Origin of the sequence: Trueperella pyogenes, assembly GCF_001070855.1 — a bacterium.
In the GTDB taxonomy this organism is placed as follows: Bacteria; Actinomycetota; Actinomycetes; order Actinomycetales; family Actinomycetaceae; genus Pauljensenia; species Pauljensenia pyogenes_A.
The window spans coordinates 253,886-276,131 of record NZ_JVLH01000014.1; the positions used below are offsets into that span (position 1 = coordinate 253,886).

14 protein-coding genes and 2 pseudogenes are annotated in these 22,246 nt (G+C 58.2%); 9 read left to right on the forward strand and 7 right to left on the reverse strand.

All coding sequences use genetic code 11. The annotated features are described in order from the left end of the window. The first annotated feature begins 2 nt into the window (after window positions 1-2). The 3 genes from nusA to infB all read left to right on the forward strand — a co-directional run bounded on the left by nusA (window position 3) and on the right by infB (window position 4,356). On the forward strand, window positions 3-1,055 hold the full coding sequence (gene nusA / locus ADG72_RS08180; protein ID WP_048714256.1) for a transcription termination factor NusA: 1,053 nt from the start codon (window positions 3-5) through the stop codon (window positions 1,053-1,055). 19 nt (window positions 1,056-1,074) lie between these two features. Further along, window positions 1,075-1,371 (forward strand): YlxR family protein, encoded by a 297-nt coding sequence (locus ADG72_RS08185; RefSeq protein WP_239667709.1) that lies wholly within the window; start codon window positions 1,075-1,077, stop codon window positions 1,369-1,371. 108 nt (window positions 1,372-1,479) lie between these two features. Further along, window positions 1,480-4,356, forward strand: coding sequence for a translation initiation factor IF-2 (gene infB / locus ADG72_RS08190; RefSeq protein WP_048714258.1), 2,877 nt, complete (start codon window positions 1,480-1,482; stop codon window positions 4,354-4,356). Between the two features lie 122 nt (window positions 4,357-4,478). Here the strand turns inward: infB and ADG72_RS08195 are convergent, their stop codons facing one another. Next, on the reverse strand, window positions 4,479-6,071 hold the full coding sequence (locus ADG72_RS08195) for an aspartate:alanine exchanger family transporter (RefSeq protein WP_048714260.1): 1,593 nt from the start codon (window positions 6,069-6,071) through the stop codon (window positions 4,479-4,481). A 487-nt stretch (window positions 6,072-6,558) separates the two neighbouring features. On the opposite strand from ADG72_RS08195, the gene ADG72_RS08200 reads away from it, so the two are divergent. From ADG72_RS08200 to ADG72_RS08215, 4 genes are all read left to right on the forward strand, one after another. Further along, on the forward strand, window positions 6,559-8,322 hold the full coding sequence (locus ADG72_RS08200; RefSeq protein WP_048714262.1) for an acetolactate synthase large subunit: 1,764 nt from the start codon (window positions 6,559-6,561) through the stop codon (window positions 8,320-8,322). After that, window positions 8,322-8,828, forward strand: a complete 507-nt coding sequence (gene ilvN, locus ADG72_RS08205; RefSeq protein ID WP_048714264.1) for an acetolactate synthase small subunit — start codon at window positions 8,322-8,324, stop codon at window positions 8,826-8,828. Before ADG72_RS08200 ends, ilvN begins: the two co-directional genes overlap by 1 nt. Window positions 8,829-8,830: 2 nt before the next feature. Further along, window positions 8,831-9,856: a ketol-acid reductoisomerase gene (gene ilvC, locus ADG72_RS08210; RefSeq protein ID WP_048714267.1), complete on the forward strand. Its 1,026-nt coding sequence runs from the start codon at window positions 8,831-8,833 to the stop codon at window positions 9,854-9,856. Between the two features lie 534 nt (window positions 9,857-10,390). Beyond that, the gene (locus ADG72_RS08215) at window positions 10,391-12,754 is read left to right on the forward strand and encodes an exo-alpha-sialidase (protein WP_048714269.1); all 2,364 of its coding nucleotides are present in this window, start codon (window positions 10,391-10,393) and stop codon (window positions 12,752-12,754) included. 180 nt (window positions 12,755-12,934) lie between these two features. Here ADG72_RS08215 and ADG72_RS08220 read toward each other — a convergent pair whose 3' ends face one another. Beyond that, on the reverse strand, window positions 12,935-13,336 hold the full coding sequence (locus tag ADG72_RS08220; RefSeq protein ID WP_048714271.1) for a hypothetical protein: 402 nt from the start codon (window positions 13,334-13,336) through the stop codon (window positions 12,935-12,937). Between the two features lie 88 nt (window positions 13,337-13,424). Between ADG72_RS08220 and ADG72_RS08225 the strand changes: the two genes are divergently transcribed. Further along, the gene (locus ADG72_RS08225; RefSeq protein WP_048714273.1) at window positions 13,425-13,937 is read left to right on the forward strand and encodes a PH domain-containing protein; all 513 of its coding nucleotides are present in this window, start codon (window positions 13,425-13,427) and stop codon (window positions 13,935-13,937) included. Window positions 13,938-14,046: 109 nt separating this feature from the next. After that, window positions 14,047-14,520, forward strand: coding sequence for a S8/S53 family peptidase (locus tag ADG72_RS08230; RefSeq protein WP_342612700.1), 474 nt, complete (start codon window positions 14,047-14,049; stop codon window positions 14,518-14,520). A gap of 62 nt (window positions 14,521-14,582) precedes the next feature. Here ADG72_RS08230 and ADG72_RS08855 read toward each other — a convergent pair. The 5 genes and pseudogenes from ADG72_RS08855 to ADG72_RS08250 all read right to left on the reverse strand — a co-directional run. Next, window positions 14,583-14,939 (reverse strand): annotated as a pseudogene (locus ADG72_RS08855) (ISL3 family transposase); the annotation flags it as partial. A 342-nt stretch (window positions 14,940-15,281) separates the two neighbouring features. Continuing rightward, window positions 15,282-17,609, reverse strand: a complete 2,328-nt coding sequence (locus ADG72_RS08240) for an AAA family ATPase (protein ID WP_048714275.1) — start codon at window positions 17,607-17,609, stop codon at window positions 15,282-15,284. Window positions 17,610-17,809: 200 nt separating this feature from the next. Next, window positions 17,810-18,945: pseudogene (locus ADG72_RS08245) on the reverse strand (class I tRNA ligase family protein); the annotation flags it as partial. A 342-nt stretch (window positions 18,946-19,287) separates the two neighbouring features. Beyond that, complete coding sequence (locus ADG72_RS08860; protein WP_239667710.1) at window positions 19,288-19,473, reverse strand: hypothetical protein; 186 nt, start codon at window positions 19,471-19,473, stop codon at window positions 19,288-19,290. Between the two features lie 202 nt (window positions 19,474-19,675). Next, window positions 19,676-22,243 (reverse strand): DEAD/DEAH box helicase family protein, encoded by a 2,568-nt coding sequence (locus tag ADG72_RS08250; protein WP_048714277.1) that lies wholly within the window; start codon window positions 22,241-22,243, stop codon window positions 19,676-19,678. Between the last annotated feature and the right edge of the window lie 3 nt (window positions 22,244-22,246).

Genomic DNA, 22,246 nt, shown 5'->3' on the forward strand with positions numbered 1-22,246 from the left:
CTATGGAAATCGATATGACCGCCCTGCGAATGGTCGAACATGAGAAAGGGGTATCGCTCAATACCCTTGTTGATGCCATTGAAGAGGCATTGCTGAAGGCGTACCACAACATCCCTGGCGCAATTGCAAAGGCTCGAATTGAGATCGATAAGCGTACGGGTCGCGTAACCGTTATGGCCACCGAAGAAGACGAAGAGGGTAACCCCATCGGCGAATTCGATGACACCCCCAAGAACTTCGGCCGTATTGCACAATCCACCGCGCGTTCCGTCATCATGCAGCGCCTGCGCGATGCTGATGATCAGCGCGTTTTGGGTGACTTTGCCGGCAAGACCGGTCAGATTGTGACCGGCGTTGTGCAGCAGTCGCGTGACTCCCGCCTGACCACCGTAAGGCTGGCTGACGATTTCGAGGCCATTCTTCCCGATTCTGAGAAGGTCCCCGGAGAGGACTACTCGCACGGAACCCGCCTGCGCGCACTGATCGTTTCCGTCGAGCGTACCGAACGCGGTGCTCGCATCACCCTTTCGCGCACCCACCCCGGATTGGTCAAAGGCCTATTCGAGCGTGAAGTTCCTGAGATTCAAGAGGGCTTGGTCCGAATCAAGGCCATTGCCCGCGAAGCTGGTCACCGCTCCAAGATTGCCGTGGTTGCTACTCGCGAAGGCGTGAATGCCAAGGGCGCGTGCATTGGCCCGATGGGCTCGCGTGTTCGTGCGGTCATGACAGAGCTCGGTGGCGAGAAGATCGACATTGTGGACTGGTCTGAAGATCCGGCACGTTTCGTTGCGAATTCGCTGTCCCCGGCGCGCGTGGCTCGCGTTGTCGTTCACTCTGTGGAGCAACGCACTGCAACAGCTATCGTTCCCGACTTCCAGCTTTCGCTGGCAATCGGTAAGGAAGGGCAGAACGCTCGACTTGCGGCGCGCCTGACCGACTACCACATCGACATCCATTCCGACACTGAGAATGGCGAAGAAGGACTGGCATCGCGTTCGTCTACACCAGATGACGTGATCAGTCGCTCACAATCCGATGGCTTGGAAGAGGACTGACTCGGCTAAGCTTAAAGGCGTGTCTGACTCCACTCTGATGCTTCGCACCTGTGTGGGGTGTGGATTACGCGCGCAACGTGCGGAACTTATCCGTGTTGTTGCGACCTCTGACGGGGATCTTCATGTTGATCACCGTCGCAACCTTCCCGGTCGGGGAGCGTGGTTTCATCCCGAGGCCCGCTGCCTAGACCTCGCCCGCCGCAAGCGGGCGCTCGGGCGTTCACTGCGTCGATCAGTAGAAATGACTGATGAACAGTGGGCTGAACTGGGGAAGGAAATTCTGTCTGCGGCGCACAGGGCGCCGGACAACGAGTAGCGAAAGCGGGTTGAAAGCCCATGGGCACCCGATGAGTACCCAGCGATGAGCTGCCTGCATTATCAGTGATACGTCTCCGTTCGGGGACGTTCCCGAACAAGGAGAAAAGTGGCAAAACTGCGTGTCCACGAGCTCGCCAAAGAGCTCGGAATCCCCAGCAAGGAATTGCTGGCCTACCTGCGAGACAAGGGCGAATACGTTAAAGCTTCTTCGTCCGCACTTGAACCGCCCGTAGCGCGTGAAGCGCGCGAGCACTTTGAAAAGCTTTCCGGTTCAGCATCGGGTGACGCTAAGAGCACCCCGAAGAAGGCGGCCCCCAAGCCCAAGGCAAAGGCTTCCGCCAAGACCGCTGAGACCGCCTCGGCAGCACCCGCACAGGACGACGCTCCTGCATCTGCCGAAGCTCCCAAGCCTTCTGCTCATAAGCCTGGGCCTCGTGCGCCCAAGGCAGCAGCACCAAAGGCCACAGCTTCCGAAAAGGCTGAAGCTGCCCCCCGCGCTCCCAAGCCGGCACCGCGCCAGGCTCGTGGAAGCAGCGAGGAAGCCCCCAAGCCTGCAGCTGGCGCTCCGAAGCCCGGAGCTCCTCGCGCCCCGCGTCCCGGTGGCTCTGCAGCCAAGCCGGGTGCGCCTCGTCCCGGAGCGCCCCGTCCCGGTGGTCCTCGCCCCGGAAACAACCCCTACGCATCCAGCCAGGGTATGCCCCGTCCCGGTGGTAGCCAGGGTGGTCGCGGTGGAAACCGTCCCGCACGTGGCGCACAGGGTGAACGTCCCGCACGTCCCGGTGGTCCTCAGGGAGCACGTCAGGGTGGGCCTCGTCCGCAGCGCAGTGGCGCACCTACCGGCGGCGGCCCGCGTCCAAACCCGGGAATGATGCCCGGACAGGCGAATTTCGCTCGCTCGGAGGGTCCTGCACCTTCTTCTGATCGTCCTCGTGGTGGCCGAGGCCGCGGTACCCGTCCCGGTGGCGGTAACGGCGGCGGTCAGGGCGCTCCCGGAGCAAATGCCGGTGGCGGTTTCGCTCCGCCTCGCGGTGGTCGCGGTGGCGGCCGCGGCGCAACGCCGGGCGCGTTCGGTCGCGGTGGCGGCAAGAGCTCGCGCGGACGTAAGTCGAAGCGCGCAAAGCGTCAAGAGTTTGAACAGCAGAACGCACCCGTCATTGGCGGCGTTTCGATTCCTCGTGGCGATGGACAGCAGATCCGCATCCGTCAGGGTGCTTCTCTTGCTGACTTCGCTGAGAAGATCAACGTCAATCCCGCAGCGCTGGTGACCGTCCTCTTCCACCTGGGAGAGATGGCAACTGCCACGCAGTCGCTGGATCAGGACACCTTCGAAGCACTGGGCGCAGAGCTCGGCTACGACGTCAAGGTTGTTTCGCCTGAAGATGAGGATCGTGAACTGCTCGAGTCCTTCGACATCGACCTCGAAGCCGAAGAACTGGACGACGCAGAGAACATGCAGCCGCGTCCCCCGGTCGTCACGGTCATGGGCCACGTCGACCACGGTAAGACCAAGCTGCTCGACGCGATCCGTCACACCGACGTTGTCGACTCTGAGCACGGTGGTATTACCCAGCACATTGGTGCCTACCAGGTGCAGGTGAAGTCCGAGGATGGAACTCCTCGCCGTATCACCTTCATCGATACCCCCGGTCACGAGGCCTTCACCGCTATGCGTGCCCGTGGTGCGCAGGTCACCGATATTGCGATCCTTGTGGTTGCAGCGGATGACGGTGTCATGCCTCAGACCGTTGAAGCAATCAACCACGCGCAGGCCGCCGGCGTGCCGATCGTTGTTGCCGTCAACAAGATCGATAAGGAAGGCGCGAACCCCGATAAGATTCGCGCCCAGCTCACCGAGTACGGCCTGGTTGCCGAAGAGTACGGCGGCGACGTCATGTTCGCCGATATCTCAGCCAAGCAGCGCAAGGGTATCCGTGAGCTTCTCGAGGCCGTGCTGCTGACCGCTGATGCAGCTCTGACCCTTGAAGCGAACCCCGATACCGATGCCCGCGGTGTTGCTATCGAAGCGAATCTGGATAAGGGACGCGGTGCAGTGGCGACCATGCTGGTTCAGCGCGGTACCCTGCGCGTCGGCGATTCCCTGGTTGTCGGTTCTTCGCACGGCCGTGTTCGTGCAATGTTCGACGACAGCGGTAACGATGTTGCCGAGGCCGGTCCCTCGACCCCCGTTGCAGTGCTGGGCTTGACTTCGGTTCCTCGCGCTGGTGACTCCTTCTTGGTTGCCACCGATGACCGTACTGCCCGCCAGATCGCTGATAAGCGCGAGGCCGCAGAGCGTCAGGCCATGTTGGCCAAGCGCCGTAAGCGCGTCTCCCTTGAGGACTTCGATAAGGTCCTTAAGGAAGGCGAGGTTGATACCCTCAACCTGGTCATTAAGGGTGACGTCTCCGGTGCTGTTGAAGCCCTGGAAGACTCGCTGCTGCGCATCGATGTCGGCGAAGAAGTTGCTCTTCGCATCATCCACCGCGGTGTTGGTGCAATCACCCAGAACGATGTCAACCTGGCAACCGTGGACAACGCGGTCATCATTGGCTTCAATGTCCGCCCGGCTGAACGCGTTCAGGAACTGGCCGACGCCGAGGGCGTCGAGATCAAGTACTACAACGTCATCTACTCGGCGATCGACGATGTCGAGGCCGCGATGAAGGGCATGCTCAAGCCGATCTACGAAGAGGTCGCACTGGGCAGCGCGGAGATCCGTCAGGTCTTCCGTTCCGGCAAGTTCGGCAACATCGCAGGTTCGATTGTCCGCAATGGCACCATCAAGCGTGGAACCAAGGCTCGCTTGGTCCGCGATGGTGTGGTTGTTGCAGACAACCTGGAGATCGCATCGCTTCGCCGCGAGAAGGACGATGTCACCGAGGTCCGCGAGGGCTACGAATGTGGTATCACCTTGGGTTACAAGGACATTCAAGAAGGCGACATCATCGAGACCTGGGAAATGCGCGAAAAGCCGCGTGACTGAGGTCTTCGCTGAGACAAGGGTTTGGGCCCCGCACCTGGTGGTGCGGGGCCCAAACTTTAGTTCTCTGAGCCGCTGTTTCGAGCACGGCGTGATTGACTGCACTCAAAACAGCGAGGGAGCGATTACATGCCGCCCATGATCTGTGCGACGAGGATTTTGCCGATCATGGCAACGGGGTAGACCAGCGCATAGCCCAAGGAGACACGCGGATCCATATTTGTGCGAGAGTTTGCGAAGGCAAGGACTGCAGGCTGTGTTTGAGCACCAGCGAGCAGACCGGAGAGCTTCGTTCCCCCCATCTTGAACAACCAGCGCATGACAACGTACAGGCCAACGGCCATGATCGAGGTCATGATGATGCCCAGCAAGAGGATCTGCAGCCAGGTTCCAGAGGTGAAGGCCTTTTCGATCTGTCCACCTGCGTTAGCACCCGCTTGTGCGAGGAAGACCAGAAGGCCGAACTCTGCCAAGACCTGACCGGCCGTGAAAGGCATCGCGGTCACGAAGGGACCAATGCGTCCCAGGCGTCCGAAGATCAGGCCGACGATCAATGTTCCAGCAGCCGAACCAATCGAGAAGTAAGCACCGGTTGGGGTAAAGATCGGGATTTCGCCAATCAGAATGCCCAGTGCCATGCCGACGCCCAAGGCGATTGGGTTCAGGTCGGAGAGGCCTCGTGCAGAGTCACCAAAGAACTTCGTAATCTCGCGCATCTTTGAGGTCGGGGCCACGACACGAACGCGGTCGCCCTGCTGAAGGATCAGTCCGGGTTCGGCGATCATATCGACGTCGCCTCGGCGCACACGGGAAATTGTTGCGGAGTATTTATCCGCCAGGCCCAGTTCTTCAACGGTATGACCGGCGAGCTTCGGGTTAGAAATCGTCACGCGACGGAAGTCCAAGTAGGCGCGGTCTTCGATCAAGGAGTGCGAAGAGGGGTGACCGAGTTCAGTTGCAACTCGGGCAACCAACTCACGCGGGCCAACGACGGTCACCAAGTCACCCTGGTCAAGGGTGTCGTTCAGTGAAGGACGCATGATGGGGCCGGTTTCACCTCGGCGCAGACGTGAGAAGGTCACCTTTGAACCCATCATTGTGTGGATATCGCCGATGCAGGGATGGTCGCCACGCTCGACGCGAATTGTACGGTTTGCTAGGGGAGAGGGAGCATCTTTATCGCGCTTGCCGTAAGAGAGAGCTGCTGCGGAAGCGATAAGCATTCCGACGACGCCGAAGAGGTAAGCAATCGAATAACCGACCGTCGCAAGGTCCAGCTTTCCTGAGGCCTCGCCAGCAGCGGCCAAGGCGGGAGTGTTGGTTACCGACCCGGCGAAGGTGCCCGCGATGAGTGCGGGGTCCATTCCCCACATGCGGCCGATGACCTCACCGGCGGCTGCGGATACGCCGTAAAGGGCAACCATGGCCAAAATTGGTCCCACCGCGCTCTTGATGTTGTGGAAGAAGGAAGCGCCGGAGTTCATACCGATAGCGAAGGCGAAGAGCGCAAGGCCAAGTGTGCCCAGCTCTCGGGTGACGCGTAGGTGAATTCCGTAGGTTTCAGCCCATGCGGACAGGATGATTGCAAGGAAAAGGACAGCTGCTGCGCCCAGTCCGATGCCCTTGATCTTGATGTGGCCAAAAGCCATTCCCACGCCAATGAGGAGGAACAAGAATAGGACGGGCTGATCAGCAAGCTTGGTAAATAAGATCTCCACTGTGAGGGCTCCATTGTCTGGTGATCAGGATTTTTTCTATCCGTTTTCAGTATCTGACTCTTCTGGAAAAGGACAAAATGGGCGATTCGCAAGATTCTGCGGAAATGGTGCTAATTGCTCTTAGCTCACGTCTGACAAATTTTCGATTTTGAGGCCAAGGTCCCAGTTATCTTGCACTGTGAGATCAAAAGGCCGATGGTGACGCAAGCCCGTACGGTTAGAGACGTGATGAAGCTTCGCATTTCAGGAATTCTCGTCTCGGTCATCGTACCCAGGCGTGCGATTCCTGCCGTGTGAATTGTCGGATGGAACGCACGCCACAATCCCCGCGCACTTGCGCTACGCGTTTTCGGCCTCGGGAACAGAGAAGAACGCGCCCGCACCTGTGAAGGGGATTTTTTCATGCCAACACCCCATGATTCGCGCAAGGAATTGCGGCGCAAACCGTGCTCCTTGAAGCGGAAGCGTAGAACCGACTGGAAGGCTGATGATGACTGAAGAAAAACGCCAGGTCATGACCGGCGCACAGGCCATTGTGAATACCCTTGAAGCCCTGGGGGTCACCGACGTCTTCGGTATGCCCGGTGGAGCAATTCTTCCCACCTATGACCCCTTGATGAGCTCGTCACTGCACCACATCTTGGTTCGCCATGAACAGGGCGCAGGACATGCCGCTCAAGGCTATGCACTGGCAAGCGGGAAGGTCGGTGTTGCGATCGTGACCTCGGGTCCGGGTGCAACGAATACCTTGACCGCAATCGCAGACGCAAATATTGATTCGGTCCCGATCGTTGTGATTTCCGGCCAGGTCGGCGCCTCGCTGATCGGAACTGATGCATTCCAGGAAGCTGACATCGTTGGGGCATCAATGCCCTTGGCAAAGCATTCTTTCCTGGTCACTCGCGCGGCTGAGATCCCCCAGCGCCTTGCTGAAGCCTTCCACATCGCCTCGACCGGTCGCCCCGGTCCGGTCCTCGTGGACATCACCCGTTCGGCTCAGGTCGAAGAATTTGAATACCATTGGCCGGTTGAGCTGCAGCTTCCCGGCTATGAGCCCGCATTTGAGCCCGTTCCGCGCCAAATTGCTCGCGCTGCTGAGGAAATTGCGCGAGCGCAGGCTCCCGTGCTCTACGTCGGTGGTGGCCTCGTCCGCGCCCGTGCGGAAGAGGAACTACGCACGCTGGTGGAACTGTCCGACGCGCCCGTCGTGACAACGCTTCCCGCACGTGGAGCTTTCCCCGATTCTGACCCGCACAACCTCAAGATGCCGGGAATGCACGGTACGGTTCCAGCGGTTGGCGCATTGCAGCGCGCGGACTTGATTGTGGCTCTGGGTGCGCGCTTCGATGACCGCGTGACCGGCCAGCTGGACTCCTTCGCACCTCGCGCACGCATCGTGCACGTCGATATTGATCTGGCCGAGATGTCGAAGAATCGCTATGCAGACGTGGCCGTGGTTGCGGATTTGAAGCCTGCCTTGGCTGCCCTGAATGCTGCCCTTCCCGAGGCCTATGAGCGCTTGGGGCGCCCCGATCTTTCGGGATGGTGGCGTTACCTTAACCGCCTGCGTGAGAAGTATCCGCTGGGCTGGAGCGAGCCAAGCGACGGTTTCATGGCTCCCCAAGAGGTGATCTCAAAGCTTTCTGAGATTGCCGGTCCCGATGCGATTTACGTGACCGGTGTGGGCCAGCACCAGATGTGGGCTGCTCAGTTCCTCCAGCTGGAAAAGCCATCCCACTTCATTTCTTCATGTGGTTTGGGAACCATGGGATACTGCATTCCCGCAGCGATGGGCGCACAGGTTGGCGTCCCCGAATCGGTCGTCTGGGCGATTGACGGTGACGGTTCCTTCCAGATGACCAACCAGGAATTGGCAACGTGCACCGTGAATGGAATTCCTGTGAAGGTCGCCTTGATCAACAACTCCGTGTTGGGAATGGTGCGCCAGTGGCAGACGCTGTTCTACGGTGAGCGCTACTCGAACACGACCCTGAACCCGCAAGACGGCGAGCAGATTCCGAACTTCGAGATGCTTGCTCAGGCCTATGGAATGGCCGCGCGGACCGTGCGCAATGCTGAGGATATTGAAGAGGCCATTGAATGGGCCATGTCAATTAACGATCGTCCAGTTTTGTTGGACTTTAGGGTTTCTAAAGATGCTATGGTGTGGCCGATGGTTGCAGCCGGCGTCCCCAATGACGATATCCGCTATGCGCGAGATATCGCCCCTGACTGGGAGGTGGAAGACTGATGAGGCATACGCTTTCTGTTCTGGTGGAAAACAAGCCCGGCGTGCTGACCCGCGTCTCCGGTTTGTTTGCTCGCCGAGCCTTCAACATCAAGTCATTGACGGTGGGGGAGACCGAGCATCCCGATATTTCCCGCATGACCATCATTGTTGATGCGGATACTGCCCCCATTGAGCAGGTCAAGCGTCAACTGGGCAAGCTGATTAATGTCCTGAAAATCGTTGAGCTTAACCCTGACGAGGCCGTCGAGCGTCGCATGCTGCTCATGAAGGTCCGTGCTGATGACACGTGCCGGACCTCGGTGCTGCAGATCGTGGATTTGTTCCGCGCACACGTCGTTGATGTCCATCCCGAAGCGGTCGTTATTGAATCGATCGGTTCACTACCCAAGCTGGAGGCGCTGCTGCGGGCACTTGAGCCCTACGGCGTCACCGAACTCGTTCAATCGGGCGCCGTGGCGATCGGCCGCGGTGACCACTCGATTACGGATCAACTAAAGGAGAATTAACAATGGCAGAGATCATCTACGATGACGGCGCAGACCTGTCGCTGATCCAGTCCAAGAAGGTAGCCATCATTGGTTACGGTTCCCAGGGACATGCACACGCGCTTAACCTGAAGGATTCCGGCGTTGACGTGGTCGTTGGTCTGCGTCCCGGTTCCTCTTCGTGGGCCAAGGCCGAGGCCGCTGGCCTCGAGGTGAAGGATGTTCCCGAGGCCGTCGCCGAGGGTGACGTCGTCTCCATCCTCCTGCCCGACCAGGTCCAGCGCTACGTGTACGCCGAGCAGGTTGCCCCCAACCTGAAGGAAGGCGCAGCCCTGCTCTTCGCACACGGCTTCAACATCCGTTACGGCTACATCGAGGTCCCCACCGGCCACGATGTCATCATGGTTGCCCCCAAGGGCCCCGGCCACAAGGTCCGCGAGACCTACACCCAGGGCAAGGGCACCCCGGATGTCGTCGCCGTTGAGGTTGACGCTTCCGGTCAGGCTTGGGACCTCGTTCTGTCCTACGCCAAGGCTATTGGCGGTACCCGCGCAGGCGTCATCAAGACCACCTTCACCGAAGAGACCGAAACTGATCTCTTCGGCGAGCAGGCAGTTCTGTGTGGCGGTGTCTCCCACCTGATCCAGGCTGGCTTTGAGACCCTGGTTGAGGCTGGCTACCAGCCCGAGATCGCCTACTTCGAGGTCTGCCACGAGATGAAGCTGATCGTCGACCTGATCAACGAAGGTGGCATCACCAAGCAGCGTTGGTCCTGCTCTGACACCGCTGAGTACGGCGACTACATCTCTGGTCCGCGCGTGATCGACGAATCTTCCAAGCAGGCTATGCGCGACATCCTGACTGATATTCAGGACGGTACCTTCGCGCGCCGCTTCATTGAGGACCAGGACAATGGTGCTCTTGAGTTCAAGGCTCTGCGCGCCGAGGAAGAGTCTCACCCGATCGAGGCCACCGGCCAGAAGCTGCGTAAGGCTTTCGGTTGGACCCAGGCCGATGAGGACTACACCGAAGGTAGCGCTGCTCGCTGAGCTGATGCGATCTAAGGTTCGGCTGGCTTCCTAAGCTGACCTGACTACTGATTAAGACAGAGGTTTTAATCAAACGGCTGTGGGCCGGTGCGTACGCACCGGCCCACAGCTTTTTGTGCCAGCAAAAGACACACGAAGTTGGTAAATGTCATGCCTCATAGCCTGTGTCTTTTGGTGACTTCGTGTGGAGGGGCGAGGACAGCCCCTGGATAACCTGCGCATTTTCTCGACTTCATGTGACAAACGCTCCCTGTTTGGCTGAGGAAACGAAGGAAACTTCGGTCTAGTTAAGAACAACGTGTGCCTATTGAAGCTTTCCTGTGTCAAAGCCAGCTACACACGCACAGCGCCACCCGTATTCGCACGCACATCAACAAAATTGGTGCAAATATGCTGAAAGTTGGCGAATAGTATCCTGGTGAAACTGTCTGAATGTCCCGTGAATTTGTAAGATGACTTATGTGGTGACTGAGACCTGACTCACGTGTCACTTTTCAGTCGCGCATCCATATCATTCATCCAGAAGGACCAAAGATGACCCTCCGTCGATATGGGCGGGCCCTGGCAGCCGTCTCAGGTGCGGCACTCATGTGTGCTTCGCTCTCCGTGCCGGCACTGGCAACCCCCGAAAGTGACACGCAACCCGGCAACGCAGCCACGGCCTCGGCAAGTGAAACAACGCCGGCTCCCATCACCGTTACTGCAACGCGAAGCGACAAACTGGGGGACAAAGTCTACGTCGGGGATACCCTCACGTATACCTTCACCTACACGAACCAGACTGACAGTGCTCTGACCGTATTCCCGAAGGAATCAAACCTTTCTGGCGTCCTGACGACCGGTGCACCGAACTGTCGCTGGCACAATCTTTCTGCACACACCACTAAGCAGTGCACCAGCGCGACGTATACAGTGACCGAGGCCGACCTAGCAGCCGGTTCCTTCACCCCGACCTCGGCCTGGGCGGCGACCCGTGACCGCAATGGCAACGACGTGATCGCCGGTGGAATTTCCGCCAATGCCGAGGCCGTCACCGTTCTTCCCGGCTCTCGCGCACCTGAACCCGACCCGGTGGAAACCCCTAAGGACTACGCGATCGGCGAGGTCGCACGCCTGGCCTCGCCCGGGGTGGCGGGCTTTAAATGCCATCGCATCCCCGCGCTGACCACTGCCACCAACGGCTGGATCATCGCTGCGTGGGATGGACGCCCCGAAACCTGCCAGGACGCACCCCAAGCAAACTCGATCGTCTACCGCATTTCGAAGGATGGCGGTAAGTCGTGGACGCCGATCCAAACTGCTCTAGCTGGGACGCCCGGCGCGACTAAGGTCGGTTTCTCTGATCCTTCTTTTGTCGTCGATCGCACCACCGGGACGATCTTCCTCTTCTCGGTGAAGTCCTTTGATGCGGGACTTTTCCAGTCGCAGCTGGGAACCGATCCCAACGCTCGCAACATCCTTCACGCACACGTTGTCGAGTCGCACGACAACGGTCAGACGTGGGTGAATCCCCGCACGATTACCGATCAGGTGACGCAGGGGCATGACGACCAGTGGTTCACGCGTTTCGCATCTTCTGGTGAAGGCATCCAGCTGCGCTACGGCGCGCATGCCGGTCGCTTGATTCAGCAGTACGCGGTCGCAAATGCTGGTAGCACCTCGCTCATGGCCGTTTCGGTCTACTCGGATGACCACGGCGCAAGCTGGAAGCCGGGGGCACCTAGCGAGGGCAGCGCTGATGAGAATAAGGTTGTCGAGCTCTCCGACGGTCGCCTGCTGCTCAACTCTCGTACTCAGGGAACCGCGGGCCAGCGCCTCGAGGCGATTTCTTACGATGGTGGCCAGACCTGGGGACCTTTCCGCCACAACTGGGACCTGACGGATCCTCGCAACAATGCCTCGATCATTCGCGCATACCCGAATGCGCCTCAGGGCTCGGCGCGTGCTCGCGTGCTGCTCTTCTCGAACGCGGATTCCTCCAGTGCCCGCGCGAATGGAACGATTCGCGTGTCCTACGACGATGGCTTTACCTGGAATGAGGGCAAGGTCTTCGAAAGCGGAGACATGGCCTACTCGACCCTGCACGCGCTGAATGATGGAACCTGGGGCCTGCTGTATGAGACCGGTGGGTACAAGAACATTGATTTCATGCGCGTTGACGCTGCGTACCTGGGCTTGAGCGACCCGGGCGAGGACATTGCAACTACTCCGCAGCCGACCCCTTCGGTCGATCCGCAGCCCGCGCCCACGCCGGCTCCGACGGTAGAGCCGACTCCGGCTCCCACGGCGGCACCTACTCCCTCGGTGGACCCGACTCCGGCCCCGTCAGTCGATCCCACGCCTGCTCCGCAGCCCGCCCCTGATCCTGAGCCGACTCCGGCCCCCGATCCCACGCCTTCCGCAACACCCGCGCACTGGGTGAACACCGGCGCTGGCTGGAAGTGGCAGCTCGAGGACGGCAGCTTCGCGGCCTCGCAAAGCGTCGTCATTGGCGATGCGACCTACCGTTTCAATGCCGATGGAATCATGGTCACCGGTTGGGACCAGCAGGACGGAAAGTGGAGCCACTACACCTCCTATGGTGCGCGCACGAATGGCTGGTTCGAGGAGGCCGGTCACTGGTACTACTTCGATTCGAGCACGGGTGTCATGAAGATCTGGTGGGCGCAGATTGACGGCCACTGGTACAACTTCGGACTTGATGGCCGCATGGTGACCGGCTGGAGGAACCTCGACGGGCACTGGTACCGCTTTGGAACTGACGGTCATATGGCGACCGGATGGCAGCGAATTGGCCTGTCCTGGTACTACTTCGGGAACGATGGTCAGATGCGTACCGGCTGGCAGATGATCGATGGTCGCTGGTACTACTTCGCTCGTTCGGGAGCGTGGATCTGAGCTGATCCTCTGATGTGTCGTTGATTAACGAGGCCGGGGCCGGGGAGTGCGATTATGCTCCCCGGCCCCGGTTTTCTTTGGGATTGCTATCGGGGTAGGTAAGCAAGTCCACGTTCCGTGCCCACGGTTCCCCGGTCGAGGGATTGCTATCGGGACAGGGAAGCGAGGGGAAGGAGAGGGCTAGGCCTCGTCGGCGGAGGACTGGTCTTCTTCGATCGTCGCCAGCGCAACCTGGGTTGCACCTGCTCGCGCGTTCCAGCCGAGGACTCCGACGGTGAGAGCGCCCATCACAAGAAAAATGAGGCTGGTCGAGGTTGAGCCAGCTGAGTGCATGAAGGCCATTGCAATGACGGCGATTCCTTGCGCGGTTCCCAAGACTCCGCCCATGAAGAGGAGGACCCACACGGCTTGATGGCCTGCATTCCAGGCGTGCGAGCCGACCGGGATATCGCGCAGATAGAGGCCGAGGGGAGGGCGAACGGCTTGGTTGCGGACCAGAAGCCCGGTCACGAAGAGGTGGAGGCCGGCAATGACAACGATGAGTGCGGCGCAAACCAGAAGGATAGTGACCAGGGTGTTCATGTGTTTCCTCTCGACTGTTCCAGACTAGCAGGATCGTGGGGAGAGGAAATTTCCAGAAGGTTTCTTCGCGGTCTGGCAGAATGAGGCCATGGGTTTGTCGAAGAAGCTCTTGAGCAAAGATGAAGTCGTTGTTCGCCACATGCACACGCACATCAAGGTGCTGCTGTGGAGGATCGTGGCGGTTGTGCTGCTGCTTGCTGCCGCGATTGTTGGATCGGTGTTTGTGCCTGTGGACTCGCGAAAGTGGGCGCTGCCCGCGATTTGGATCGTCTTTGTGATCGTGGCGATTCCGCTGTTCGTCATTCCTTGGCTGAAGTGGTTGTCGGCGACCTACACGGTGACGACGAAGCGGATCATTACGCGCTCGGGTATTTTCCAGCGCACGGGGCACGACCTGCCGCTCAGTCGTATCTCGGACATTCAGATGGTCAAGGATCTGAACGATCGCCTGTTCGGATGTGGAACTCTGGCCTTACAGACCTCGGCTGACGACCCGCTGCTGTTGCACGATGTGCCGAATGTGGAGATCGTGCAGGTGGAGATCTCGAACCTGCTGTTCAACGACGTTCAAGGAGCGATCGACGCCGACCCGAATTCGTGAGGGGTACGCGGCAGTAGCTCTAAACTACTCATTCGGAAGCTGGAATGTAGACGCACGGAACTGTATCGGCGCTCTCTTCTAAATTTGGGCTTAGCCCGGTGTCTCCGCCATTAATCTGGATGGGTCATTCGCATCAGACTATTCTTCCTACGGCTACAGCGTCACCACTGCGGCGTTCGGAGTTCCTATTAAAGTCCGTGACTATGATAAGGGACAGATCAGCCATACAAGCGGCACCTCTATTGCAACCCCCATCGTTGCCGCGTCTCTTGCGTTGGCACGTCAAAAGTGGCCTGACGCAACGTCGAATCAGCTCCTGCAGCTGCTTATACACACCGGTTCAAACGCCCAGAATGCGTGGAACAACCGCACGGGCTATGGAGCCGCCAACCCCGTTGCGCTCATCAATACGAATCCCTCTCAGTATTCTGATGAGAATCCCGTGAGCCAAAAGGCTGACGACGCGTACCCCACCACTGAGATGGTCCGCGACTACGGGGACGGGCGCGCTGAGGCGCCGCTGGGCAGGTTTGACGATACGTACGTGTGTCGAGGAACGGACGACATCTACATCCACGCGTAATTCCTGCCCCAGACACCGCATCTGGGTACCAGCCCCGCATTCCACCGGAAGTAACCCCATGACACACACGCCGTCAGCGCCCAGCGCACCGCTGCGCGCGAGACCTTGGCACGCGGGTCGGCCGCTTGACTCACGTCTTGGCGCCACACGTGGGCACACTCTGGGCGCCGGTAGCGGCGCACGCTCACATGCAAAATCGTGGGGCGCCACCCGCAGGGCTCGTACGCTAAGCGCCTGACCACCGTGCCACGAGAAATTCCCTGGCACCCGCAGCGTCGACACCACCGGTCCTCACCAGTAATACGGCACGCCAACACTGCATGGTCTGCCTCAATGCGCTGACCCGTCACCTCCAACCCCAGGTCATCCAGGCGCGTGAACGCGCTCAGATCAGGGCGATCAAAGATAGTATTGGGCATGTCGAGGTCTTTCGGATGGACGGTGTAGGAATCTCCGTCATCGGAAGACCTCGCCCCCTGCCCGGCCGCGACACCCCCAACCCCGCCCACAACACCTACACCCTCAAATGCGAAGAGCCGCCATACCGTCACCCTAACAAGGCCCATGTACATCTGCGGCACGCGTGGTGATGGAAGCCTTGCATTGGGGCCTGCGTCACTGATGTGCGAAAGGGGCCGTCCGTGGTGTTCCGCGGGCGGCCCCCAGCAGCCTAACGCTCAGCCCTTGCGTTCAATAGAGGAAACGCAAGTAATGTCCTTCTGGCATTGCGGGGGATGTACAACATTGACTAGTGCCTGTCGCTAGTTGAATGTTGGATCGCCTGGTCGTGCTCGCATCATCATTTCGTAATGCCCTCTATGTGCTCCATCGTCAATAGTTGAAAATACCTCTTCAAAAGCGTTAAGCAGCTGCATTGGTTTCCAAGAAGAAATTTCGTAAATCTCTGAACCGATCGCGGAGTGAGAAGTTGAATTACAGAATGCGAGCAAAATTGCCACCTTTTTATTGGTTGATAGGCCCAGCGATGTGATTGACCCCTTTTCGCCAATGTCGAGGAAATATGACTCGATAATGCGACGCATCACGTTGCCAAGCAGAGGAAACTTTGGCGACGGAATAGGCCGGCCTTTTGTGCTCTTGATGAGATTGCGACAACGTCTAATTTCTGCCCAAAGGTCGTTGTATTCGTTAGTGATACGTGATGTGGCTTCTGGGCCGGAAATAACCGATCCTCCCTCATCTTTGGAAATTAGATAGAAGCCGGCAACGTTATCGTCATTATTGTTGTCACTGAGATAGCTGTAGGCAACTTCCTTAAGAAAGCGGGTATTGTGTGAGGTTATGACAACCTGTTTAACTGGATGTGTCTTGCGGAAGTCGGAAATCTGTTTCAACAGTTGGCGAATAATGTTGGTAATGAGAAAGAATGTCTCAGCATCTGTGGAGGCGATAGGGTCATCGATTACGAGCAGAGTGTGCGGTAGATGAGTGTTGTTTTGTGGACTTCCGCTATCGTCATAGTACTTTGTAATGAAGTAGAGAAATGTAAGTAACGTTCGCTCGCCTTCTGATAAGGTTGATGTGTCAATGGGGACGTTCGTGCCATCTGCAGTGTGTCTGATTAAGACATATTGGCCAACTGTTGCGGTATTGTTGTCCGTGTGTGTTGTTGGTGGAATAATTAGGCTGAATGAAGTAAATCCGATATATTTAAGTAAGTCGTTGATGAACTCCATTTTTATGCCAACGCTAGTTAGCTTTGTTTCCTCTGTTTTAATCCTATTTTGTGTTCCTGCGATTTCTCTCTCTATGTTATACATGTCGGTGTTAGAGGGTTTGGTTTTGATAATTTCGTCAAGCTGTTCTTTGTACTGTGTTAGGTTTGTCTTAAACTCTACAAAAGTTAGATAGTCATAAAGACTGTTCTCAACTTCGGTGAGCATCTGGCTTCTTGTGTGGCGGCCAGCTTGAATTGTCTGATTGTAACTTTTAACTATGTTTGAAACTTGATTTAGGTATCTATCTGTTTCTCGCATAGGATCTTTGGTGAGCCCTGTTGATAGTGGGGTGCTGGGTTTGAGCTCCTTCAGTTGAATGTGGTCTTTGATTAGCTTTATATTTGTGAGTGCATCAGACATTGCTTGAATTTCGCCATTGAACTCAATGGATTTGTATGTCGGATCGCTCCTGAGTAATTCGATAAGACTTGAGACTTGTTCAATGTATTGTCCTATTGATTGCTTTGCTTGTTTGATGCTTTGTAGTTGTGTTTCACGTTCTGTGTTGAATAAGTTGTTCAGTCCTGTAATGATCGATTGTGTAAGCTCGCGTTGGCAGAATGGGCATGCCGATATTTCTTCTTCGGCTAGTAGGTCGAGTCCTTTACTGATCCAGTCGGAAAGATCGTGTGCGCTTGCGAACGCTGCCATTTCTGAATCGTTGTTTAATGGAGGTACTTTACTCAAGAGTTCCTCGATTGTCTCAAGTGAATATTCTGATTGTGGAATCTGAGGCTCCGGAACTTCTGAAGCGCCAGCTTTGGGAATCAGTTTTATTTTTTCAATGATGCTGTCAATGTTGTTTTGAGTCGTGGTTCTATCTTGAATCGTCTGTGATTCGTGTGAAAGCATCTTGTTGAGCAGTGTGGCATTTGTTCCCGGTATAAAGCTTCTTCTGCTAGGTAGTAGTCCGTCGTACTCTGATAGCATTTCTGCCAGCGCTTTTCTGCGCGTTGTTAGCCCTTTTTGGGTATGGTTTCTAAGGGTTTCTTCGCTTTTGTTTGCAGTTTCAATTTGTGTTTGCATTACTGCATGTTTCTCTCTTAATTCTTTGAGCGTGGTGGTTAGTCTATCTATTTCGTCCGCTGCTTCAGAACTCTCTTTTCCTAGCGTGATGTGACCTGGCGCCTGGCGTGTTCGAAAAGCTCCTCTGATGTAGTCTCTGTTGAATACTGCTACCTCTTCTATTTCGCTGTCGCTCGATTCAAAATTCATCGCGCCTATGTGATTTGAAATCGTTGTTTTACCTGATCCGTTTGGTCCGAATATGAAATTGAATGTTCGGAGTTCAGTCAGTTTTGTGCCCGGCGCGAAGCATGGGGTTCCGCTGAGGTCTACTTCGGTGATCATGTGCCCTCCTTTGGGTTATGTCTTGACAGTTGTAGTCTAATGTCCTGCAATGCGGTCGGTGTGTGTTATGCACTTGTCTGACAAGTACAAGAAGAAGTGTGGTGGGTCTCAACATCTTTACTGCGAAGCCCGTTTGAGAAACAGGTATGAAAAAGGGGCCGCCCGTGGTTTCCCACGGGCGGCCCCCAGCAGCCTAACGCTCAGCCCTTGCGCTTAGCAGGAGCCTCGCCCAGCTCGAAGGACTCGATAGTGGCCTCGGTGGTCTCAGTGTCGGCGGAGGTAGCCACGGTCAGGGCACCCACAGCTTTCGAGGCGGCCTCCAGGTCGCCCTTCACGGACTCCAGGGCCTCGACCTGAGCCTGCGGGGCGCGCACCGTCACGCCAGGAACGGTGTACGCGGCGATACCTTCGCCTCGGACTTCACGCGACGCAGCGCGATCAGCGCAGAGGACGCGACCTCGAGCACCGAGGGATCGCCCTCGACACCAGCCAGGTCCGCCACGACCGGCCACGGGGCGGTGTGCACCCTGCCCTCGCGGTACCAGTTCCACCCCTCTTCCGTCACGTACGACAGGTAGGGGGCTAGCAGGCGCACAACGTTGTCGATGACGATCGCCAGAGCCGCACGGGCAGACGCGGCCGAGGCCTCGTCCCATGCGCCGTCACGGTTGTAGGCGCGCTCCTTGACCAGCTCCAGGTAGTCGTCGCAGAACGTCCAGAAGAACGACTCCGTGACCTCAAGCGCGCGAGAGTGCTCGTAGGACGCGAGGGCAGCTGAGGCCTCGTCGATGACGGAGGCGAGCGCCGCCAACACCGAATGATCCAGCGGCACCGTCACCAGCGCCGGATCCAGATCGATCGCCGCGCCCTCGCTGCCCATCGTGAGGGCGAACTTCGACGCGTTCAGCACCTTGATCGCCAGGCGGCGACCAATCTTCATCTGCTGCTCGTCGAACGCCGCATCCAGGCCTAGTCGAGCCGACGCCGCCCAGTAGCGCACGGCATCCGAACCGTACTTCTCCAGGATGCCCATGGGAGTCATGACGTTGCCCTTGGACTTCGACATCTTCTTGTGGTCCGAATCCAGGATCCAGCCCGACAGGCCCGCGTGCTTCCACGGCAGCGCGCCGAACTCCAGGTCCGCGCCCACGACGGTGGAGAACAGCCACGTACGGATGATGTCCTGGCCTTGCGGGCGCAGATCCATCGGGTACGTGCGAGCGAACAGATCCTAGTCATCCAGCCAGCCGCACGCCAGCTGTGGGGACAGCGAGGAGGTTGCCCACGTGTCCATGACGTCCAGCTCGCCCACGAAGCCGCCGGCCACGCCGCGCTGCCCGATGCGGTCCGACGCCCAGCGAAGTGCGCGGAAGTAGGAGTTGTAGAGGCTGTTCTTGTTTGCTCCGGTTGACTTAGCTGCGTAGCTGTCCGCGATGTGCTCGTCCAGGCGCGGATATGCCAGGTTCTGGTTGTTGTCGTTCGCGCTGTTCTGACCCGACGAGTACGGTGGATTCATGACGATGACCGTGATCGCCGAGTCCTTCTCTGCCTTTGCGCGCTCGTTGTTGGCGGCCAGGCCCTCGAAGTCCTCGGTGATCGTGCCGTCGGCCTCGTGGAGCTGGACGGTGTCCGTCAGGGTCATGCCCGGGAATTCGACGTAGCCCTCGTTCACGCCCTGCTAGGCGCGCACCTGGTGGTACACCTGCTCGATGTTGATCGATGCGATGTAGTAGGAGAGCAGCACGAACTCGTTGGCAAAGATGTCGTTCTTGTACTTGTGTTCCAGGGCCTCGGGCGGGATGACCCCCAGCTGCAGCAGGCGCGCCACGAACGTGCCCGTCCCCGCGAAGGGCTCTGTGACCACCTCGGTTTTGATACAAAGGGGTAAGCGCTGGGCAGGTGTTGAAACCGATGAAACTCAAGGGAAAACCGGCAAATTACAGAGCTGAATTGAGCCCGCGACCAAGGGGGGCAGATGCGCTGATAGCCGACTCCGGAACAGGAATGTCCCCAAGTCGGCTATCAGCGATGCGCCCGTTAGCGGTGTGTTAGCGCCTATCGGTCGCTCAGCGCTGCTCCTCCAAGGTGATGACGGTGTCATAGAGGCCAAGCAGGCGCTTTTGCTCCGGGTGGGAGCGGATGCCGGTGTAGTGCAGCGAGGCGTCCTCATAGCGGCGGAACGCGAAGACCGCCTGGTTCATATGGATCGAGTTGAAGACTCCGAGGTTCACGAGCAGGTTGAAGTCAGCCACCGATAGGCCGGTGACCTTCTTGAACAAGTCCGGCTCGATCTTGGTGATCACGTCATGCAGCGTGTTCTCACGGAAGTCGGTGAGGTACATGAACGCGGGGATCCGGGTAGCAAACTTGATGAGCTTTTCCTGGATCTGCTTGCGCTTGGACTTGTACTCCTTCTCTTCCTCGGTGAGTTCCTTCTTCTCCTTCTTGGTCAGGTCGCCGCCCTTTTCCTTCTTGGTGGCCGAGACCTTTTCGCTCTTGTTGACAACCGTTTCGAAGATGTCCGTGCCCAACGCACGGAAGCCCTCGATGTTCATGATGGCGTTCATGGCATCGGGGTTGTCCATGATCTTGCGCAGAGTCATGTTGTCCACGTTCACCAGGATCGCGGACTCCCACTTCTTGGCCAGCAAGGTGGCTGAGGTGCCGGAGATGGCAATGTCGAGGATCTCTCCGGCGTTGATCTCCTTCATGTTCGCCCCGTCGTAGGCGAGCACCGGGAGGAACTTCACCAGATCAGCAACCGCTCGCTCGGGGCTCTCAGCGGTGGGGTTCAGGCCACTGGCATAGTCGGCCATCTGCCGTAGTGCCCGGGTGGGGGCGAAGTCGAAAACGAAGGCGACCGGCTTGAGGACCTCCTCCTCGTGCGGGTTGTCACCGTTGGGGTTGGTGATCGCCCATGGCGACTGCACCCGGAACGCAGCTTGGAAGTAGGTTTCGGGGCTGGTGAGGTTACGCAGCATGAGGATCGCTGACCACTGCTTCACCGTCACTCCCGTGGTGAGTTTGCCGCACGAGAGCGTGATCGTCTTCGTGTCGTAGCCGTCATCGATTGCTTCGCGCACGGGTGGCAGGGCTGCCACACCAATGCCGGCCTTTGCTCCTGCGGCAACGATGACGTCGTAGGAGTGCCAGTAGGTGTTGTGGCGGGCGCGCAGCAGGTTTGCCATCGCGAAGCACGAGGCGACCGAGGGAAGGAACCAGAACGAGTGCTGCATGTAGGGCAGCAAGCGAGCATCCGCATAGGGGAAGGGTGGCTTGCTGCCGGCTTTGAGGGAGTCAAGCTGCGTCGGTGCGTGTTCACCACGGATCAGGTCAAGCCACTTCTGCACATCCGACTCGTGAACGAAACGGGCAGCGTCCCCCTCTCCAGTGGCTTCAAAGAAGGTGTTGAGGTCGAACTCATCGAACTCGCCCTGTGCGGCCACCGAGAGGATGTCATCGGGCATCTGATAGGTCAGCAGCCGCATCTCCGGCAACGACCCGTAAGGGTTTCGTTCACCAGGGCGCTCGAGCTCCCACCGAGCCTTGGCTTCCTGCTCGTCGGTGTAGGTCCAGTTGAAGATCTGCTCCTCAATGAACTCACCCGTTGACAGAGCCTTGAACGGAGTGCCGGAAAGGTAGAGGTAGGCGCGAGTGGTGATGGGCAAGAACTCTGCCTCCTCACTGCCCAACTCATCGAGCTCGGTATCGAAGGTGTCCAGCGCGCCATCGGCGAACTCGGCAGCCAACTCCTTGTCGGCTACCTTCTGATCCTCGCCCTCGAACAGAGCCTTGGCCGATTCGCGCCAGGCACCGAAGTGGTACTCATCGAAGATCACCAGGTCCCAGTTAATGGTGTGAACCCACTCGTTCTTTGACTTGATCAGCCCGGTCTTCTTATCCCGTCCCAGCAGGTCTTGGAAGGAGCCGAAGTACACCAGCGGCTTGTCCGGGTCGCCGGGGCCCTGCTCAGCCATGAGATCGGTGTTGCGATACTGCCAGCCATCAAAGTCAACATGGCTGGCTAGATCCTCATGCCATGCGTCCTGCACGGCCGGCTTGAACGTCACCACGAGGACGCGCTGAGCTCCCATGCGCTTGGCGAGCTGGTAGGAGGTGAAGGTCTTGCCAAAACGCATCTTCGCGTTCCACAAGAAGCGCGGCACAGCGTCGGGGTCTTCTGCCCAGATCGACTCGAAATAGCCGATGGTCTGGTCCACCGCACGCGCCTGCTCAGGTCGCATCCCGAAAGTCTGGTAGTGGTGGCCGGTGAAGACCACACCCTTACGTAGTTCTGCAATCGCCGACAGGACGTCGCGCGGCTTGCATCGCACCCACTCAGTTGCGGACCCGAAGTGAGGGTTCTCGAATCCCTTGGCCTTGAGGCGCTCGATGACGTCCTTGTCGCGGAAGAGTGACCCATCGTCACGTTGGGCGATCTCATCGGCATACAGCGTGAACTCTTGTTGCACCTGGCCCTGGGACTCGCGGATTCGCTCACGCACGTCCTCACGCGTAGTCTGACCGACCTTGATGAGTCCCTGATACTCAGGCGCGGGGTTCTTTGGTGACCACGCGTAGATCCGCAGCCGCACAGACGAACGGACAGGTAGGAGATCCTCGACAGAGCGCATGGT

Bases quoted from the DNA above. Each gene is read 5' to 3' on its own strand.
- ADG72_RS08250 (WP_048714277.1), bottom strand. From the start codon at position 22,243: ATGCGCTCTGTCGAGGATCTCCTACCTGTCCGTTCGTCTGTGCGGCTG.
- ADG72_RS08215 (WP_048714269.1), top strand. From the start codon at position 10,391: ATGACCCTCCGTCGATATGGGCGGGCCCTGGCAGCCGTCTCAGGTGCG.
- ilvC (WP_048714267.1), top strand. From the start codon at position 8,831: ATGGCAGAGATCATCTACGATGACGGCGCAGACCTGTCGCTGATCCAG.
- ADG72_RS08240 (WP_048714275.1), bottom strand. From the start codon at position 17,609: ATGATCACCGAAGTAGACCTCAGCGGAACCCCATGCTTCGCGCCGGGC.
- ilvN (WP_048714264.1), top strand. From the start codon at position 8,322: ATGAGGCATACGCTTTCTGTTCTGGTGGAAAACAAGCCCGGCGTGCTG.
- ADG72_RS08225 (WP_048714273.1), top strand. From the start codon at position 13,425: ATGGGTTTGTCGAAGAAGCTCTTGAGCAAAGATGAAGTCGTTGTTCGC.
- nusA (WP_048714256.1), top strand. From the start codon at position 3: ATGGAAATCGATATGACCGCCCTGCGAATGGTCGAACATGAGAAAGGG.
- ADG72_RS08200 (WP_048714262.1), top strand. From the start codon at position 6,559: ATGATGACTGAAGAAAAACGCCAGGTCATGACCGGCGCACAGGCCATT.
- ADG72_RS08220 (WP_048714271.1), bottom strand. From the start codon at position 13,336: ATGAACACCCTGGTCACTATCCTTCTGGTTTGCGCCGCACTCATCGTT.